The sequence below is a fragment of the Bacillus sp. ChL18 genome (assembly GCF_026241425.1).
Taxonomy (GTDB): Bacteria; Bacillota; Bacilli; order Bacillales; family Bacillaceae; genus Bacillus; species Bacillus velezensis.
This window is the reverse complement of the sequence record NZ_JAPHWE010000004.1, coordinates 247396-264494: the sequence shown is the minus strand read 5'-3', so window position 1 is coordinate 264494 and position 17099 is coordinate 247396. Positions and strand designations below refer to the sequence as shown.

The window sequence follows — 17099 nt, the reverse complement described above, 5'->3', positions numbered from 1 at the left end:
TCCTCAGATGTTTCGGGTTCCGCTTTTCTTGACACCGTATTTTGGTGTAAAACTAGGGCACGTTACGATAATATGTTACATTAAATAGTGATAAAGAAAAAGCGGAAACATATGAGAACGGCGGATAAACGCCATGATTGGGCAAACAGAAAATGGGGAATATCTTATAATGCGAAATATGCGGGCGACTGATTGTTAACGCCTGCTAGGAGGTCAACAATGGATACTGGCACTCACGTTGTCATGGGTATCGCGCTTGGCGGAATCGCAACTCTTGATCCTGCCGTCGGCATGCACACCCCCATGTCTCAGGCAGTTATGATCGCCGCTCTTGCCGGCTCTCAGGCACCTGATATTGATACCATATTGAAGCTGAAAAATAATGCCGTTTATATTCGAAATCATAGAGGGTTCACGCACTCCATTCCCGCCGTTTTATTTTGGTCCGTTCTGATCCCGGGTATTTTGTTTATGTTTTATCCGGAAGCGAACTTTTTGCACCTGTGGCTGTGGACGCTCCTCGCTGTCGTTTTGCATGTGTTTGTTGACATTTTTAACGCGTACGGCACACAGGCCATCCGCCCGTTTTCGAGAAAATGGATCGCTCTCGGTTTAATCAATACCTTTGATCCGTTTATTTTCGTCAGCCATTTGGCCGCGATTGCTGTGTGGTATATCGGAGGTCATCCGGGCGTGACATTTCTGATGCTTTATATCATCCTCGCAGGATATTACGCCGTCCGTTTTTTGATGCAGCTGCGGATAAAGCGAAGGCTGCGCGAAATGATTGAAGAGGAGATTGAAACCATCATTATTTCGCCGACGATGAAATTCAGGCAGTGGCGTATCGCCGTGACGACGGCGCATGCCTTTTATGTCGGCAGAAGCCTTGACGGCCATGTCGTGATATTGGATACATTCAACCGCGTGCCCGTTCCGGAAACCGATGTGATGAAGGCCGCGAAACAGGACGAAAATATTGCAGCCTTTCTTTCATTTTCCCCCGTTTACAGGTGGGAGGTCGATACCTTTAAAGATCATTATGAGGTGCGCTTTATTGATTTGCGCTACCGGAGCAAAGGCCACTATCCTTTTGTCGCCATCGTCCATCTCAGTCATGATTTAGAGCTTCTCTCTTCTTACACGGGCTGGATTTTCAGCGAGGAAAAATTGCAGAAAAAATTAAAGCTCGGCTCTGTTTAAGAGCCGGGCTTTTTTTGTCTTCTCACATATATAGCCGCAAACACGAGGCTGATCACCGATAGAGCGGCCGCGGGTTTAAAAAACGGCGGGTAATACGTTAATTGAATATCGTTTTTTCCTTTTTGCGCTTTAAATCCGATGAAGGAATAATCCGCTTTTTCAATCTGCTCCTGTCTGCCGTTTATTTTCAGCTCCCAGCCTTTTTCATATGGAATCGGAAGCATGATATACGGCGCGCGGGTTTTGTTTTCATACGAGATATGAAGCGTATTTCCGCGCCAGCTGAGATCGGCCGGCGGTTCTTTTTCCGCTTTTCGGTATGCGTTTTTCAGCGTATCGTACCGTTCTTCGTAAAGCACCAGTCTGTCAAGCTGATACGATCCTTTCGGCAGACGGATTTGGATGTTTTTTGTTTTCGGCACTCTGACAGTAAGATCGTTGACACCTGTTTTGTAAATGGATTGATTCGATTTTCTCGTTGTCGTGTAATCGTTCACTTTTAATGTAAAGCCCTGGTCCTTCGCTTTATTCTTCAAATAAAAGCTGACGTAATAATCGCCGCCGTCCATCTTAGCGGCTTGCGGCGTAATGACCAGGCCGCCGCCGTCTTCGTTTACCGTCAGGATGCCGTTATGATAATCGCCATGTTCGGCCGCTATCTCTGCATGGCGGATCATATTTTTCGCCTCAGGCGCTTTTTTCGTGTTGGTTGTGCTTGATTCCATGACGATCCCGTCAAGCATCGCCCGTTCCCTGGCAAGGGCGGGCGCTTTTTTCAGGCCGCCCTCGTTATATACGCGATCGGCTGTCCGTACGAACGGAAGCACATATTGATTTTGATAAACCGCATAATGGGATGATTCCATGATTTTTTTGAACCCGTACGGCACGCCGGCCTCGTTTGTTTTTTCCGTCATATAATATTTTCCGTAAAGCAGGCTGTATAAATTAGCCCTGTTTCCTAATGTCGCATAGCGGCTGACGCTTTCTCTGCCCATGTCAATCCGGAGGTCCTTCCAGTAAAAGGACAGCAGATTGCGGTTCAGTATGCTTGAGTATACGCTGAATCCGTTGAACCCGTATATGATCGGGGTGTTATTGAAAACACCGTTCATCCAATCTAAACGGGCAAACGGATCAGGGTCTTTTTCTTTCAGACGCTGAATGAGTTCTGATTGCTCTTTGCCTTTATAGTCAGCACCCGTCATAAATGTATGCGATACCGTATAAATCTTCCCGCCTTCTGATAAAGCAAATTTTTCATATGTATTAGCCGTAAGCACAGCCGTAAGCAAAATGACGGCATAGACGGCGGGCACCGCGCCTTTCAGTCTTGTCTGTGCTGCAAAGAAAGCGGCTATGCTCAGCACCAGAAGAAGGATGATGGGCAGGTTGGCGTGATCAGAAATATCCAGACTGTACCGCCTCACCTGGCTCCAATAGAGCAGAACGACGAGTACGGCGGACATCAGCATACTCTTCATGCTGATGTCTGAAAGCTTAGAAAGCCCGGCTGAAACCGTTCCGGCAATCGTGAAGCACAGGACGTATTCAAACCTGTTCTGCGGAGCTGAAAAACCGTTAAAGGCACTTGCCGCGAGCGGACTGAAGTGAAACAGAATATACAGCAGACTGATTCCCGCAAACAGCCGGAACAAGCGGTTTTGGTATAAAGAAAATGTAAATAGAAAGAGCAAAAAAGCCGCCGGCAGGATGATAATCCGGCTAGAAAATAAAATGTTGTCGGAAAAATCAAGCCATGCAATATGCTCTGAATACGGCGGCCGCAGATTATGAAGGTATCCGTATACGACAGGAATAAAGGAAACTGCGCTTATGCCGAACCCGAGAAGACCCGACAGAATAAATATCCTGCATTGAGTGAGCCTTTTCGCCTCATTGCCTTCAAGGGGGATCACCCACCTGAATAAGAGATAAATGCCGATGAAAATCAGATTAATATACGCAAAATAAAAGTTGTTGATCAATGTCAGCGCACAGGCAAAGATAAACCACGCCGGCTTTTTTTCCCGGATGATTTTTTCCGCGCCCAACACAAGCAACGGCAGCCACACCATACTGTCAGTGAAAAAGTCCCAATATACCTCATGCCGGAAGTAGATAATCGAGACCCCGTACAACACGGCGCCGGCAAAAGCAGGCACCGTCCGTTTGACGAAATAACGGAACACACACGCCGCCGTGAATATGATAAAACTCTGCTTGGCAATGCTGATAAAAACGGAGGCCTGCGCCCAAAACAGCGCATCAGCCTCACCCGTCAGCTGAATAAGCTGCAAAAAGCGGACAGCGGCGGAAATAAACAGGAATAGAAAAGAAGTAGAGAAATAATAGCCGAGCTGACTGTACACTCCCCCGCCCAGTCCGAACGAATAGCTGTAAAACAGCCTGCCGTTCATATATTGATCAAACAGCAGCTTTTTGAAGACCGCCATTTGGGCGATCCCGTCTCCAGACCCCGTCATATAGCGGCCTGCCGACCACTCTTTTAAGAAAAAAATATGAGCGGCTGCCGCAGCCAGCACACAGGCTGCCGGCAAGATCCATTTATTTTTTTTCATACAACGTCCCCATACCCTGCGCACAGCGGCGGCTGTTTAATGGTTCCACTTGCGCTTTTTTGTATAATTCGTTTCATTTTGTTCTCCGTATGTTATATTAGCTTCTTTAATTAAATAGTGCGGGCGTTTTTTTGTTTCATAGTAAATCCGGCCGATGTATTCTCCGATGATGCCGAGACTCAAAAGCTGGATGCCCCCTAAAAACAGCACGGCGGAAATAATGGTGAAGTATCCGGGTACGGACACGCCGTGTGTCAGAATCTGAACAAAGGTCGTTACAATATAAACCATCGACAGAAGCAATATCAGAATACCGGTGAAAAAGCATACCCTCAGGGGCTTGTTGTTGAAGGAGACGACACCGTCCATTCCGTAGTTGAACAGATTGCTGAATGACCATTTGGACGTGCCGTTCTTCCTTTCGACATTTTCATAAAATACGATTTTCTGGTCAAACCCGATCCAGCAGAACAGCCCTTTCGAGAAACGGTTCCCTTCACTCAGCTTCAAAAGGGCATCAACGGCCTGCCGGCTCAGCAGGCGGAAATCTCCGACCCCGTCACGCAGGTCCACTTCGACGGCTTTGTTGATAAATTTATAATACAGGGAAGAAAGCACGGAACGCACGGGGCTGTCCCCTTTTCGGTTGCGCTGCGCGATGACTTGGTCATACCCTTCTTCATAGCCTTGAATGAAGTCTTTCAGCAGATGGGTCGGATGCTGCAGATCGGCGTCCATCACGATTACCGCTTCGCCCTGCACGTGTTCAAATCCTGCCAAAATGGCCGCTTCTTTCCCGAAGTTGCGGGAAAAAGATATGTATTTGACGCGATGGTTTCTGGCGGCCAGTTCTTTAATCTGCTGAAGGGTGTCATCCGCGCTTCCGTCATTGATGTAGAAAATTTCATAGTCATAATGAATCGTCTGAAATTCTTTTTTTAAAGATTCATGGATGAGCTTGACATTGTTCCCTTCATTGTAAGACGGAATAATAATTGAGATTAACCTTTGTTTCATGAAGGCACCTTCTTTGTATTATTCTTTTTTTAGGACGGCCTTAAAGGAATTGTCCGCAAAACTTCAGTAAGGCTTTTCCTTTTTTTAATGACGTTTAAACCCTTTTTTTGTTACACGGGCAGAAAATTTTTTCTGCATATGGTTTATATTTTGTCATGTTTTTCGGCAGATATGAGAAAAAAAAAGAAAAAGTCTGTACGCGGGACAGACTTTATTGCTGAAGGTATTCATGAATCAAATGGCTGACGATGCGCGGTTTTTCGTGAATGACCCAATGTGAGGCATCATCTATGAAGATTAAGTCGCCGTTTGGAATCATCCGTTTTGTTTCCTTGGCGAGCTTTTTGCTCAGCGCTTGGTCATTGACGCCCCATATTAATCGGTACGGAACGGGCATTTTAAGCGGAACGGCAGGGCCTAAACCGCCGGCTCTGATCGCCCGGTACCAGTTCAGCATCGCCGTGAGCGCTCCTTTTCTGCCCCAAGCTTCTTTGTAGCTGTCGACATCTTCCCGTGAAAAAAGCGCCGGTCGTTCGGATAAGCCGATCGCGTGATCCAATACGCGGTAATTGTCTTCAGACAATCTCCGTTCCGGCTTTTCCGACAGCTGAAAGAACGCGATATAAGAGCTTTTCTTCCACTGCGGCGGGTAGAACGGTGTGACCTTCCGCATAACCGCCGGGTGCGGGATATTGACCGTGATTAATTTTTCAACGTATTGCGGCCGCGTGGATGCCAAATGCCAGGCCACGGCTCCTCCCCAATCGTGGCCGATGACGACGGCTTTGTCATCTGTAAAATGCGTGATCAGCCCGATAATGTCGTCTCTGAGCGTATCAATGGTATAGTTTTCAATGCCCTCCGGTTTGTCACTGAGATTATAGCCGCGCTGATCAGGCACGACAACATGGTATCCGGCATCCGCCAGCGGTTTGATCTGGCTCTTCCAGCCGTACCAGAATTCCGGAAACCCGTGCAGCAGCACCGCCAAAGGACCGTCTTTCGGACCGGCTGAAGCCGTGTGCAGCGTCACTCCGTTTGTTTCGATCATGTGAAACGTAATGTCATTCATCGATTCTCCTCCCCGTTTGTTTCAATCTTCTTTCTGTTAAGACGATGATCAGTACGCTGATCGCAATCAATAATACGGCCTGAACGATCAGGGCGAACGGCTGAGTCAGCCGGATAAGCAGGCTGCCCGCAAATCCAGCTGCCGCCGATATAAGGCCGAACAAAATCATGAGAAGCGCACTGAATCGATTGCCTTCTTTCCACTGCGACTCATCCGCCATAGAGCGCTTCGTCCGATATCCGTACAGGCTGTTGATCGACTTCGGCGGAAAAAATGTGACTAAAATGCCGGCCGCAGCCATCAGAAGGCCGCCGATTACCATTATCATATCTGTCACTCTCCTTTTCATCTTTTACGAAAGGAAAGGCGAAAAGTTTCAGAAAAAAAGCAGGCTCATTCGCCTGCCCGAATCTTTATTTTTGAGTTAAGTCGGCCGTTTTCACATAACCTGCTTTCCCGCCGTATGTGACGTACGCCCATTTACGGTCAAATCCTCCGTCATGGCTGAACCCCCAGCCGAGCACATTGACGGTTTCACCCGCTTTAACGGACCCTTTTTTGCCGGTTTCCAAAGTCGGCGTATAAAAAGCGGTTTGTTTCGCCGTCACCGCCTTCACCGGCTGCTTCATCAGAAAATGTGTGGAGATATAGGCTTTGTGACCTTTGTAGTCAATCTCAGCCCAATCTGCTCCTTGAAGCCGTTTAACCTTTACGGAATCCTCTGAACGAAGCGTGCCGATAATCGACCCTTGTTTATTTGGTTCTTTGCGGACGTTAAGTTCTCCTGCTTTCACGATATATGTATCTGCTGCGGTGTCTATTTTTGTCTGGTGAACTGCTGCGGCATTCGCTGCCGGATCGAAAAAAACGGTGCCTGCGGCTAAAAATAAGCAAAGTCCTGCGGCCGGAATAAATGCGGTTAACCCCTTTTTCATGTTCATTGTGGTTCCTCCCCGCTATTTTATAAGTTATTACACATTTCCACATTCCGCGGGTGGTCAAACATGATTTTCCCATTTCTTTTATCAAAAGAAAAAACCGCCGGACGGTATCCGGCGGGTGCACTGCTATGTTAATGCAGGAGACCCCTGCTTTGATCCAAATAATGAGAAACGTCTTCCCGAACGCTCTGGAACATATGGAGCTTACTGCCGTATGATTCGATCCATTCCTTGACGACGCGTTCCGTCATTTGCTCTCCTTGATACGGGCGGCCGGCTTTTGCGTAAGTCGCTTCGAAATCTCCCCATAAAAGCTCAACCCAAGTTCGCGCTTGCAAATAGCTGAGCATGTCATTTTTCTCAAGCAGCAAATTCGTCAGTTTGTCGATATATGTATTCATGTCTCTGTCTCCTTTCCTTGGGAAAACCTGCTGCTTTTACGCAGCTTGTCACAGGCATATACTAACTTTACGTCTTCAGTCCAGAAGGCGCAACCTTTTGATATTGGCCAAGGGGGAAAACAAATGGTCCGGAACAAGGCAAAAGGATTTCCTAATCAGAACAATAATAAGTTTGAAGGCGAACCGCGGGCAAAGGATGACTACGCTTCTAAACGGGCGGACGGTTCAATTAATTCGCACCCGCAAGAGCGCATGAGAGCTTCAGGCAGACGATAACACACACCGTAAGAGACCGGGAATGACCCGGTCTTTTTTTTGCGGAAAAAAACATCCTTTTGCGGTCATAACGCTAAGTAAATTCCATAATATGTTAAATGTTCAACCGAAAGCCGGTAGACAAAAAAGGAGGCGTTTTATAAAATGAAGACAGTTTCAAAACGATTGCTGAGCCTTACCGCATTCTTACTGTCAGTTTCATTATTTGCTGTTTCAGCAGAAGCAGCGGGCAGCCCGCAGACATCTGTATCAAACAGCGGTGAGGAGTTTGACGCCAATCTGAATCAGCCTGTACAAACAACACAGACATCCCCCGCTTATGAAGGAACGGGCCTCACCAAAAGACAGCTTGCACAAAACAGCAAAGCTGACATCAAGTCATTAAAGCCTTCCAGTATTATTGGAACAGACGAACGAATCAGAATTTCTCCTACAACATCATTTCCATATCGCGCGACAGCACAGCTGACCGTCACATACAGCGGCAGCACAAGCACCTACGGATGCACCGGTTTTTTTGTCAATGCCGACACGATCGTTACGGCGGGACATTGCGTGTATGATCAGAAAAACGGCTGGGCATCGAAAATTACGGCAGCTCCCGGCCGCAACGGGTCATCATACCCGTACGGCTCTTATTCAGGCAAGACATTCTACAGTGTCAAAGGGTGGACAGAAAACGGTGACACAAACTACGACTACGGCGCAATCAAAGTAAACGGGTCGCCCGGGAATACTGTCGGCTGGTACGGCTACCGGACGACCAACAGTTCCAGTCCGGCCGGGCTTTCCTCAACCGTGACAGGGTATCCGTGCGACAAAGTGTCCGGTTCCATGTGGTCGGACAGTAAGCCGATACGTTCTGCCGAGACATATAAACTCACCTACACGACAGATACGTTCGGCTGCCAGAGCGGATCGCCCGTTTACCGCAATTACAGCGACACCGGCCAGACCGCCATTGCCATTCATACAAACGGCGGGTCGTCTTACAATCTGGGAACAAGGGTGACAAACAGTGTATTCGACAACATTCAATATTGGTCAAATCAATAAAGCTTTTGTTTTCTTTCTCGCGGCGGCCGTTTTATGCGGATGCGGCAAAGCGGATGATTCCGCCGCCAAAAAAGCATTGCCCGTTACGCTCCATGTTGAGGATGCAGACGGTTCACCGGCGGCCGGTGTGACGGTCACCGTGATGAAAGCGGCGGAGTCAGATCATCAGCCGAATATAGACCGCGGAGAGATAATAGGCAAGACTGATCACCACGGCGAGATTGCATGGAAAAGCGGCGCGAAAGGAACCTATGCCGTCGTTTTTGAAAAAGACGGAGTACCGGAAACCCAGAATATTTCCTTAGCTGAGAGTGATAAACATACGGTGATCAGCATTACATTGAAACACTGAAAAAAGCTTGCAGGCGGAATATCCCCTGCAAGCTTTTTGTTATCCTTTATGCACTTGGTATTCATAAACATCTTTCTTCTCAGACAGATGAGCGAACGTGGAAAGCACAAGGCCGAGAGCCGTCATCAGCGCACCGCCGGCAAACAGCCATGAGTAAGATCCCGTTCCCCCGAGAATCAATCCGCCGAGCCAGGCGCCGAGCGCGTTTGCCAGGTTAAAGGCGGAAACGCTCACCGCAGCGGCGATTGTCGTGCCGTTTTCAGAGGAAGAAATAACCTTGGTCTGCAAAAGCGGCGGCGTGCCGAACGCACATGCGCCGAATAAAAATGTCGCTGAAACCGCGGCGGCTGGAAAAACGGCGATATAAGGAAAAATCGCCAAGACGCCGATCAAGCCGATCATCACACCGATCATCGTGCGTGTCAGCAGTTTGAGCGGCACTTTCCCCGCGAAGAAATTTCCCGCCACTCCGCCGAGACCGTAGGCAAATAATGCGCCTGTAATGCCGACTGTGCCGAACCCCGCTGAATCTCTTAATATCGGCTCAATAAACGTGTAAGCGATAAATACGCCTGAGTAGCCGAGAATGGTGATCGCAAAGGAAAAAATCACTTGTTTATGCTTAAAGACACTCCATTCATTCATCAGCATCGGAATCACTTTCGGTTTCCGGTTCGGTACGACCAGCATCAGTCCGATCAGCCCGATCATGCCTAAAACGGAAATAATGAAAAAGACGGCCCGCCAGTTAAGGGCATCCCCTAAATAAGAGCCGAACGGGACGCCGAGCATCAGCGCCACGGTTAATCCGCCGTTCATGGAAGCCGCGGCGGCGGAACGTTTTTCTGGCGGCACCATTTCACTCGCAAACACCATGGCGATCGCAAAAAAAGCTCCGTGGATGGATGCGGATAAAATTCTGGAAATCGCCAGCACGGCGAAGTTCGGCGCAAAGACGCTCATCAGGTTGGCAAGGACGAAGATGCCCATCAGCCCTAGCAGCACCGGCTTTCTCGGCAGCTTAACCGCGATAATGGTTACGATCGGGCCCGTCAGGCAGACGCTTGCCGCGTACGCCGTAACAAGCATGCCCGCTGAAGATACATGTATATGAAAGTCATCGGCAATCGACGTCAGAATACCCATGACAGCGTATTCCGTATACCCGATGGAAAATGTGCAGATCATTAAAACAAAAATCATTAATTTCACAGATGGCTGTTTCATTTTGATATTCAACGCAAATCGCCTCCTTTTTATTTAAAAAACAACGAATTCCATCTTAAAAGATATCAAAAATGAATTCAATCATTTTTTACTGAAAGGTTGAAACGAATGTGCCCGAAAAGAAAAAGAGGCCGGAACCGGCCTCTTTTGTTATTTTTTTTCTTTTAAAACGGAAATCGGCAGTGCTTCTTCCCCGTCAGACGGGGAAGATCTGTGTCCCCAGGCGAATACGCCGTTGATGTAATCAATGCGGAAAGTGTCATCAGAACCTTCTATCTGATACACCCCGCCGGGCCGAAAGTCTTCCGGGTTCAGCATGTAAGCTTTGGCCATCGTAATTTTCCGTTCAAGCACGGCCAGTTCATTTACAATGCCCATCTGTTCCGCTTTTCGCGCTTTTTCCGTCAGTCCCGCAATTTCTGTCTGTAGTTCATGAGGCGTCATTTGACTGTATCGTTTGTCCATTTCAGTTTACTCCTCTTCCTGCAAGAATTGATCAATATCGTCAATCGAGAATCCTTTTCTGAATAAGTACTGTTTAACCTTCATTCCGCTTTCATAGCTGCCGTCATAGCGGTATTTCCTGATCGCTTTTTCCGCATGAGCCTTCAGAGCTTCCATCTCGGCTTCATCATCATTTTCATACTCCGTCTGCTCCAGAGCGGCATTGATGACGTCGAAAGGGAAACCTTTTCGCTGAAGCTGCATCTGCGCCCGCTGTCTGATCTCTTTTGTGGACAGCTTTTTGTCCTTTTTCAGGATTTTGCCGATATGTTTCAGCGCTTCTTGTATCTGCTCATCAAATGTAAACGCACTGAGCGTCTCCTTGATGGTGTCGTCGTCTATTCCTTTCGCTTTCAGCTCGCGGAACAGGACGTCAGGGCCTTTGCCGTTTGTTTTTTTGTGGGTGCTCGCATAGGCTTCGGCAAATTCTTTGTCATTTAAGTAGCGGTAATCGTACAGTTTATGGATGACTTCAGAAATGACCATGTCCGGTGTTTCTTTTTTCTTCAGATGATCCCGGACTTCTTTTTCAGAGCGCATCCGGTATGATAAAAATTCTACGGCGCGGTTAAAGGCTTTTTTCACGTCATCGCCGTACTGGATTTCAAGAATGTCAAGCTCGTCCAGTTCTTTCCCTTTTTTCAGGTCAAAACGCACAAGCACGTCGGCGTCGACGCTGAATGCATATTTCTCATCAAGAAAGATGTTGAAGCGCTCGGTATTTTTCTTTTGGGTCGATATTTTTGTAATAAACGGCATCCCGGTCTCCTTTCCCGCCCCGATGTTCAGGCGTTTTTCTTTTTGGCAAATGAGGTACAGTATATGTATCAACGTGTAAGGAGAGATGGATATGAATATCGCGATGACAGGCGGCACTGGTTTTCTGGGCCGGCATCTGACAGGTGTGTTTACCCGCCGGGGACATCATGTCTATATTTTATCAAGAAAACAGAGAGAAACCGAACAAAAAAATGTGACATATGTTCAATGGCTGGCCGAAAACGCGGCGCCTGAGCGCGAGCTTCCTCCTATTGATGTATGGGTGAACCTCGCCGGCAAATCCATCTTTGACCGCTGGACGGACACAACGAAGGAACAAATCATCTCAAGCCGGGTAGAAGCGACGAGAGAAGTCAGACGGATTATGAAGCAGCAGCCGAAAAAACCCCGGGCTTTAATTCAGGCAAGCGCCGTCGGCATTTACGGCACAAGCACAGAAAAAACGTTCACCGAACAGTCAGATACGTCAAATGAAGATTTTCTCAGTCATACGGCTCATATGTGGGAGCGTGAAGGCCAGAAAATTGAAGCGCTCGGCATCCGGACGGTATATGCCAGATTCGGGGTGATGCTCGGTGAAAAAGGCGCCCTGCCGCTCATGGTTCTCCCTTATAAGCTGTTAGCCGGCGGCACCATCGGCTCTGGACGGCAATGGCTGTCATGGGTTCATGTGGATGACGCCGCGGAACTCATCGCTTATGCGGCGGAGCATGATGACTTGTCCGGTCCCATGAATGTGACATCACCGAACCCCGTAGAAATGAAGCAATTCGGAAAGACGATCGCAGGCGTCCTGCACCGCCCCCATTGGATTCCCGTACCGGAACTTTTTCTGGAGAAGGCCTTGGGAGAAATGAGCCTGCTGATCGTAAAAGGCCAGCGCGCTCTGCCTAAGCAGGCGCTGACATCCGGTTTTCAATTTACGTATGAAGAACTTGATTTGGCTTTAAAGGATCTCTTATCTGCATAAAAACGGAAATAAAAGCCAATCCTATTGGTATTCTGTTTTGAAGGAGGGTCTTCTTTTATGGAAAAGAAGCGCGAAAAACATCAGCAGGGAGCCAATCTGAAAAAAATGCAGGAAGTCCTTTATTCCGGTGAATTCAAAAAAGCGGAAAGAGCAGCCAAACGGAAATAAACTGAATAAAGTCCGGAACCGGGCAGATACTATGTTTGTTTGATATCACTTTTTTCAGGGGGCGATTGATATGGGCAGAAATCATACTCACAAAAACCGTGATAAAAACAAACAAAAACTTCCTCAAGTTCCGGATGCTTTGAAACGCGAAACAGACGGCACATATGAGGAATATTCAAGCGAGCTTGCTGATTCCGCTGACCGCGAAGCGCAGGCGCGGATGAAAGCCGCTGACAACAGAGCAAAAAGCAAAACCCGCTAATACGAAATCCCCGCCTCTGTATAGAGACGGGGATTTTTTTTACAGTTCGGTAAACAGGCTTTTTGCCGGCGTCCGTTCTTTCGCCTTAGGCTGTTCGTCCGGATAGCCCATTTGAATGATAGCGGCAAAGCGCTCATTATCCGCAAGTCCGAAGTCTTGGTGCACCTGTTTGTCATACATAATGCGGCCGCTTTTCCAGACCATGCCGATGCCATTTTCATGTGCGAGAAGCTGAAGGTTTTGAATCATGCCGCTCAGCGCCGCGAAATCATCGTTTCTCGTAAATTCATTTTCATCTTCTTTTAAGACAACCAGTAAAAATCCCGGAACGGCGCTGAGGTTTTTTCTCATGTTCCGCTCTTTTTCCTCGTTGAAATCATCTTTTATCTTTTTGAAAAATGAGACGTAGCTGTCCGCAAGCTTTGCTTTTCCCGCTTCGCTTGCTGCGTAGATAAAACGCCATGGCTCCGTCAGTCTGTGGTTCGGTGCGTAAACGGCCGTTTCAAGCATCTCTAATATGACTTCAGAAGGTACGGTTTCCGGTTTAAACGACCGGATGGATCTTCTGTTTCTGATTGTATGTGCAAGACTTTCGTTTTGCTGTAATTGTTCGGTTTTCGGCATGCCGATTCACCTTCCTATCCAAATGAAAATGATTATCATTTATAATATAACGGATACGACCGGCTTTTGTAAACCGTTACGGAAGCTGAAAATTGATTGTTTCGGCATACACGGCCGTTCCCGTCATCTTGATGTTCATCTTTTCGTTATCTTCTGTAATCCTGATTTCCACTTTTCCGTCTTTCCCGATTTCCTGACCTTGTTCAATCGTGAGGCATTCGGCTTCGGAGCCTCCGTATTGCCGCATATAGGCTGCCATGACGCCTGAAGCGGTTCCCGTGACAGGATCTTCGGTCGTTCCGGAGAAAGGGGAAGAAAAATGGCGTCCGTGCAGATCACTTTCCGGATGAACGGTTTCAAGAGAAAACGGATGAACGCTCGCTTTCGGAAGATCGCGCAAAACAGCGGGGAATTGTGCGTTGTCCGGCACCATATTCCGTGATGCTTTAAGTGATCTCAGCGGAACAATCAGTGTCCAGATCCCCGTTGATCCGTAGACAATCGGCAGCTCGCTGTGAAAATCCTCAGCCGTAATCCCGAGCGAGGCCGCAAGCTTTTCTTTGTCTCCCGTAAACGGCAGAAATTGCGGGGGAGCCTGTTTGAGTGTGATGTATACCCGGCCGTTTCGTTCAGCGGCTTTTGCGGGAAGAATGCCGGCTTTTGTTTCAATTTGATATGTCTGATCAGCCTGAAGCCTTCCCTTTTCAATTAATGCGTAAAGAGAGGCGACGGTAGCATGTCCGCATAAATTCATTTCGTGGCCGGGTGTAAAATAGCGGATGCGTAGATCGGCTTCTCCGCTTTTACAGAGAAATGAGGTTTCATTGTACCCTGCCATTTCGGCGATCATCTGCATCTCTTCATCTGAATAATCATCTCCGTTAAAGACGATTCCCGCGGGATTTCCCAAATCCGGAATATCGGAAAACGCTTCATATTTAAACACGGTTGCCTGTTTCATTCATCAGCCTTCCTTTCACCTTATGATCATGTTATTCAGTATAACAGAGTGGAATTAGAATTTTTAGTCAATTATTCAAAAAAAAGACGCCTTTTAACGGCGTCTTTTTTTGGTTTTTCCGATCAGGCGGGTGACGAGGATCATCGTGACGGACAGCGATCTGTTTTTGCGGTACGCCAAGTATTTCCCGCGCCACTCCGGTTTGTATTTTTCTTTAAAGGCCCGCAGCCCGCTGAAGCTGTACATATACCGGACGTTGTTGAAGATGACGGCCGCGATTCTTTCCGACCAGAAAGATGTAAAAGCCGTTCCTACGTTTGACAAAGGCGCCATGCCCATATTGAAGGTGGTATAGCCTTTTTCCTGCGCCCAGAGAAACAGACGGATGAAAAGCGCGTCCATGATACCGTTCGGCGCACTTTTCCGATAACGCATCAAGTCGACGGATATCTCGCCTTCCTGATACATCGGCATCAGGTTGGCAAAAGCGATGATCTCCCCTTCCGCGTCTTTCACGTAAGCAATCGGCGCCTGTTCCAGATAATCCCGGTCGAAGAAACCGAGAGAAAAACCTTTCTCTTTTTTCGGTCCGAGCCATTCGTCCGAAATGTCTTTCAGTTTGGCGATAAACTCGGAGGAAAACGGCGGTTCCCCGACATGAAATGTGTAGCCTTCGCGGTCAAATTTGTTGTTAATCGCCCGCAGCCCCGCTTTTTTCTTACCTGAGAGCGTAAAGGCCTCCATATCCACGAACGCTTCTTCTCCAAGCTTGAAGAAGTTATAGCCGAAGTCATGGTACAGCGCCAGATCTTCACGTTCGATCTGATAAAACATGACACTCAGCCCCTGCTTATGCGCTTCATTCAGAAATTCCTCAATCACAAGCGGAAAAGAGTCTCTCTGTCCTGACGGATCACCGAGCACGACAAGCCTTCTGGAAATCTGGCTGAACAATAAAAGCGCTTTGCCGTCGCTTGAGAAATAAAACCGCTTATCCCCGAGAAAGCCGAGATGGCTGAGCGCATTTCCGCCTTCTTCCGCCAAAAAGGACTTCAGCCGATCAGGATCGGCCTCTTCTCCGATCGGCTTCAATCTTTTATGATAAAAGACCGTAAACAAAAGGAAAAACAGCGGCACAACAATAATGGCCGTCATCGTGGCATATGTAATGTGCGAATTGTTATGGACGAAATAATCGTGGCGCAGCAGCCGATTCATTTTATCCCAAATAAAGCCGGCAATGAGATTGTAGTTAAACAAGGCGATAATAAACAGAGCGGCCGCAAAAATCATCTGGCCGAGCGTATACGATGCCTGCTCTCTGATAAACTGCCGCTTTAACAGCACAAGCAATACGATGACGACAGGCAGAATAAAGATCGCGCTGATGTTCATTCCTTTTAAGAAACTGAACACAAAACCGCCGACCAGCGCGGCAACCGCCATTGAATAAGAACGTTTCGTCCGTTTGTATAATTCAATCGGCAAAATTAATAGAATCAAAGCCGCGCTTAGCGATAACGCGTTAAACGCAAGGAGCGCCGGGCGCGGAATGTGCGGAATGACCGTCTCCCTGTCGATCGGCAGGGCGACGGACGCAAGCACAACGACTCCCGACACGAAAACCAAAAGCGACAGCGAACCGTAAAGCACCCTGATTAAGATGGCGCGCTGGAATACGAGAAGCACGTTCGTCGTTTCCACGGCAGGCGCCATCTTCGGATTTGATTCCAGCCGTTTAAGCGTATTTTCCGTTAAGTCGCCGGCCGCAAAGAACAGCCCGAACACAAACGGAATAAATGAATACACAATCCGGTAGATGACGATGGATGTCACAACCGCCTCCTGGGGAAAGCCCATATTCTGCATGCCGAGCAGAAACAGAAGGTCAAACGAACCGAATCCTCCCGGCACAAGGCTGATGATTCCCCCGATAGCGGCAATGGCAAATACCCCGAATACATGGCGGACATCCGCGTGAATCCCCATGACATACAGGGAATAATACATGACGACGGCCGCCGCAAACCACTCGGCAAACGATGCCCCGATGTAAGAAAAAACCGGATGCCTCGGTTTTGCTTCACCGTCTTCTGCGCCAGCTTTTTTATTGTTGATTCCAGCGGCGATTAAGGCTGCCGGCACAATAAGCGCCACTCCGGCAATAACAGCCCACATCCACGGTTTCTCACCTGTAATCTCTCCAACCGGCAGAACCCGGGCGATGGTCAGGATACTGAAGACGGACAGCCCGAGCAGCGCTGAGGACGTAAGCCAGGCGATGCCTGCGACGAGGCGTTTTACGTCATTCGTATGTTCTTTGTAAAGCATCGTCCGCAGCCCGACGCCCGCCAGACCGCCGAATCCAAGGACATTGTTAAAGGAATTGGCGATAAAGGAGACCCTGAATACTTTCCAATTCGGAATGTTGAGGCGAAGCGTCCGTTTCAGCACAAAGTCATAAAAGGACATCGCGCTGACGGCAAGAAGGCCGAGCAGAACGAGAATAAATAAATCGTAACGCTCAATCCCGTTAATAATGTACAGCGTTCGTTTAAAAGAAAGGTCTGTCAATTCCTTTTTGGACTGATAAATGACTAAAAGCAAAACTGCAATAGGAAATAATACTTTTAATATCGATAAGGCATTCTTTTTAGTCAGCAATGTTCTCTCCAATCATCATAAAATAGCTTATTTATTATA

The 17099-nt window shown here is 47.9% G+C and carries 19 protein-coding genes; 7 read left to right on the top strand and 12 right to left on the bottom strand.

From position 1 onward, the window contains the following. The first annotated feature begins 219 nt into the window (after positions 1 to 219). Positions 220 to 1203, top strand: a complete 984-nt coding sequence (locus tag OQ477_RS19635) for a metal-dependent hydrolase (RefSeq protein WP_003155481.1) — start codon at positions 220 to 222, stop codon at positions 1201 to 1203. Here the strand turns inward: OQ477_RS19635 and OQ477_RS19630 are convergent. From OQ477_RS19630 to OQ477_RS19605, 6 genes are all read right to left on the bottom strand, one after another. Further along, the gene (locus OQ477_RS19630) at positions 1200 to 3785 is read right to left on the bottom strand and encodes a YfhO family protein (RefSeq protein ID WP_265973546.1); all 2586 of its coding nucleotides are present in this window, start codon (positions 3783 to 3785) and stop codon (positions 1200 to 1202) included. The genes OQ477_RS19635 and OQ477_RS19630 overlap by 4 nt on opposite strands. A 36-nt stretch (positions 3786 to 3821) precedes the next feature. Further along, positions 3822 to 4802: a glycosyltransferase family 2 protein gene (locus OQ477_RS19625; protein WP_032872409.1), complete on the bottom strand. Its 981-nt coding sequence runs from the start codon at positions 4800 to 4802 to the stop codon at positions 3822 to 3824. A 211-nt stretch (positions 4803 to 5013) separates the two neighbouring features. Next, positions 5014 to 5874 (bottom strand): alpha/beta fold hydrolase, encoded by an 861-nt coding sequence (locus tag OQ477_RS19620; RefSeq protein WP_265973545.1) that lies wholly within the window; start codon positions 5872 to 5874, stop codon positions 5014 to 5016. Beyond that, positions 5867 to 6202, bottom strand: coding sequence for an SdpI family protein (locus tag OQ477_RS19615; RefSeq protein WP_007408558.1), 336 nt, complete (start codon positions 6200 to 6202; stop codon positions 5867 to 5869). Before OQ477_RS19615 ends, OQ477_RS19620 begins: the two co-directional genes overlap by 8 nt. Before the next feature lie 85 nt (positions 6203 to 6287). Further along, entirely contained in the window at positions 6288 to 6815 is a 528-nt protein-coding gene (locus OQ477_RS19610; RefSeq protein ID WP_015417063.1) for an SH3 domain-containing protein, read from the bottom strand. A 131-nt stretch (positions 6816 to 6946) separates the two neighbouring features. After that, entirely contained in the window at positions 6947 to 7216 is a 270-nt protein-coding gene (locus tag OQ477_RS19605; protein ID WP_003155492.1) for a YfhJ family protein, read from the bottom strand. Positions 7217 to 7339: 123 nt separating this feature from the next. Between OQ477_RS19605 and OQ477_RS19600 the strand changes: the two genes are divergently transcribed. From OQ477_RS19600 to OQ477_RS19590, 3 genes are all read left to right on the top strand, one after another. After that, positions 7340 to 7492 (top strand): small, acid-soluble spore protein K, encoded by a 153-nt coding sequence (locus tag OQ477_RS19600; RefSeq protein ID WP_003155495.1) that lies wholly within the window; start codon positions 7340 to 7342, stop codon positions 7490 to 7492. 144 nt (positions 7493 to 7636) lie between these two features. Then, positions 7637 to 8548: a trypsin-like serine peptidase gene (locus OQ477_RS19595; RefSeq protein WP_265973544.1), complete on the top strand. Its 912-nt coding sequence runs from the start codon at positions 7637 to 7639 to the stop codon at positions 8546 to 8548. Further along, positions 8511 to 8900: a DUF2606 family protein gene (locus tag OQ477_RS19590; protein ID WP_265973542.1), complete on the top strand. Its 390-nt coding sequence runs from the start codon at positions 8511 to 8513 to the stop codon at positions 8898 to 8900. The genes OQ477_RS19595 and OQ477_RS19590 overlap by 38 nt, the downstream gene beginning before the upstream one ends. Positions 8901 to 8939: 39 nt before the next feature. Here the strand turns inward: OQ477_RS19590 and OQ477_RS19585 are convergent, their stop codons facing one another. The 3 genes from OQ477_RS19585 to recX form a co-directional block, all read right to left on the bottom strand. Continuing rightward, on the bottom strand, positions 8940 to 10133 hold the full coding sequence (locus OQ477_RS19585; RefSeq protein ID WP_265973551.1) for an MFS transporter: 1194 nt from the start codon (positions 10131 to 10133) through the stop codon (positions 8940 to 8942). 144 nt (positions 10134 to 10277) lie between these two features. After that, positions 10278 to 10592, bottom strand: a complete 315-nt coding sequence (locus OQ477_RS19580; RefSeq protein WP_007408553.1) for a YfhH family protein — start codon at positions 10590 to 10592, stop codon at positions 10278 to 10280. A gap of 6 nt (positions 10593 to 10598) precedes the next feature. Continuing rightward, positions 10599 to 11390: a recombination regulator RecX gene (recX, locus tag OQ477_RS19575; protein ID WP_012117114.1), complete on the bottom strand. Its 792-nt coding sequence runs from the start codon at positions 11388 to 11390 to the stop codon at positions 10599 to 10601. Positions 11391 to 11481: 91 nt separating this feature from the next. On the opposite strand from recX, the gene OQ477_RS19570 reads away from it, so the two are divergent. The 3 genes from OQ477_RS19570 (at position 11482) to OQ477_RS19560 (ending at position 12811) form a co-directional block, all read left to right on the top strand. After that, positions 11482 to 12381 carry a TIGR01777 family oxidoreductase gene (locus OQ477_RS19570; RefSeq protein WP_101670554.1) on the top strand — a complete coding sequence of 300 codons (900 nt, stop codon included), beginning with the start codon at positions 11482 to 11484 and terminating at the stop codon, positions 12379 to 12381. A gap of 57 nt (positions 12382 to 12438) precedes the next feature. After that, positions 12439 to 12549, top strand: a complete 111-nt coding sequence (locus OQ477_RS19565; protein WP_003155504.1) for a YfhE family protein — start codon at positions 12439 to 12441, stop codon at positions 12547 to 12549. Positions 12550 to 12619: 70 nt separating this feature from the next. Beyond that, complete coding sequence (locus OQ477_RS19560) at positions 12620 to 12811, top strand: YfhD family protein (RefSeq protein ID WP_003155508.1); 192 nt, start codon at positions 12620 to 12622, stop codon at positions 12809 to 12811. 39 nt (positions 12812 to 12850) lie between these two features. Here the strand turns inward: OQ477_RS19560 and OQ477_RS19555 are convergent, their stop codons facing one another. From OQ477_RS19555 to mprF, 3 genes are all read right to left on the bottom strand, one after another. Then, a complete protein-coding gene (locus OQ477_RS19555) occupies positions 12851 to 13435 on the bottom strand; it encodes a nitroreductase (RefSeq protein WP_265973541.1) in 585 nt (194 codons plus the stop codon). Between the two features lie 76 nt (positions 13436 to 13511). Then, positions 13512 to 14396, bottom strand: coding sequence for a PhzF family phenazine biosynthesis isomerase (locus tag OQ477_RS19550; RefSeq protein WP_265973540.1), 885 nt, complete (start codon positions 14394 to 14396; stop codon positions 13512 to 13514). Between the two features lie 93 nt (positions 14397 to 14489). Further along, on the bottom strand, positions 14490 to 17060 hold the full coding sequence (gene mprF / locus OQ477_RS19545) for a bifunctional lysylphosphatidylglycerol flippase/synthetase MprF (RefSeq protein WP_265973539.1): 2571 nt from the start codon (positions 17058 to 17060) through the stop codon (positions 14490 to 14492). Positions 17061 to 17099 lie beyond the last annotated feature (39 nt).

Bases quoted from the DNA above. Each gene is read 5' to 3' on its own strand.
- OQ477_RS19600 (WP_003155495.1), top strand. From the start codon at position 7,340: ATGGTCCGGAACAAGGCAAAAGGATTTCCTAATCAGAACAATAATAAG.
- OQ477_RS19555 (WP_265973541.1), bottom strand. From the start codon at position 13,435: ATGCCGAAAACCGAACAATTACAGCAAAACGAAAGTCTTGCACATACA.
- OQ477_RS19620 (WP_265973545.1), bottom strand. From the start codon at position 5,874: ATGAATGACATTACGTTTCACATGATCGAAACAAACGGAGTGACGCTG.
- OQ477_RS19560 (WP_003155508.1), top strand. From the start codon at position 12,620: ATGGGCAGAAATCATACTCACAAAAACCGTGATAAAAACAAACAAAAA.
- OQ477_RS19565 (WP_003155504.1), top strand. From the start codon at position 12,439: ATGGAAAAGAAGCGCGAAAAACATCAGCAGGGAGCCAATCTGAAAAAA.
- OQ477_RS19615 (WP_007408558.1), bottom strand. From the start codon at position 6,202: ATGATAATGGTAATCGGCGGCCTTCTGATGGCTGCGGCCGGCATTTTA.
- OQ477_RS19635 (WP_003155481.1), top strand. From the start codon at position 220: ATGGATACTGGCACTCACGTTGTCATGGGTATCGCGCTTGGCGGAATC.
- OQ477_RS19550 (WP_265973540.1), bottom strand. From the start codon at position 14,396: ATGAAACAGGCAACCGTGTTTAAATATGAAGCGTTTTCCGATATTCCG.
- OQ477_RS19605 (WP_003155492.1), bottom strand. From the start codon at position 7,216: ATGAATACATATATCGACAAACTGACGAATTTGCTGCTTGAGAAAAAT.
- OQ477_RS19630 (WP_265973546.1), bottom strand. From the start codon at position 3,785: ATGAAAAAAAATAAATGGATCTTGCCGGCAGCCTGTGTGCTGGCTGCG.
- OQ477_RS19580 (WP_007408553.1), bottom strand. From the start codon at position 10,592: ATGGACAAACGATACAGTCAAATGACGCCTCATGAACTACAGACAGAA.
- OQ477_RS19595 (WP_265973544.1), top strand. From the start codon at position 7,637: ATGAAGACAGTTTCAAAACGATTGCTGAGCCTTACCGCATTCTTACTG.
- recX (WP_012117114.1), bottom strand. From the start codon at position 11,390: ATGCCGTTTATTACAAAAATATCGACCCAAAAGAAAAATACCGAGCGC.
- OQ477_RS19610 (WP_015417063.1), bottom strand. From the start codon at position 6,815: ATGAACATGAAAAAGGGGTTAACCGCATTTATTCCGGCCGCAGGACTT.
- OQ477_RS19570 (WP_101670554.1), top strand. From the start codon at position 11,482: ATGAATATCGCGATGACAGGCGGCACTGGTTTTCTGGGCCGGCATCTG.
- OQ477_RS19625 (WP_032872409.1), bottom strand. From the start codon at position 4,802: ATGAAACAAAGGTTAATCTCAATTATTATTCCGTCTTACAATGAAGGG.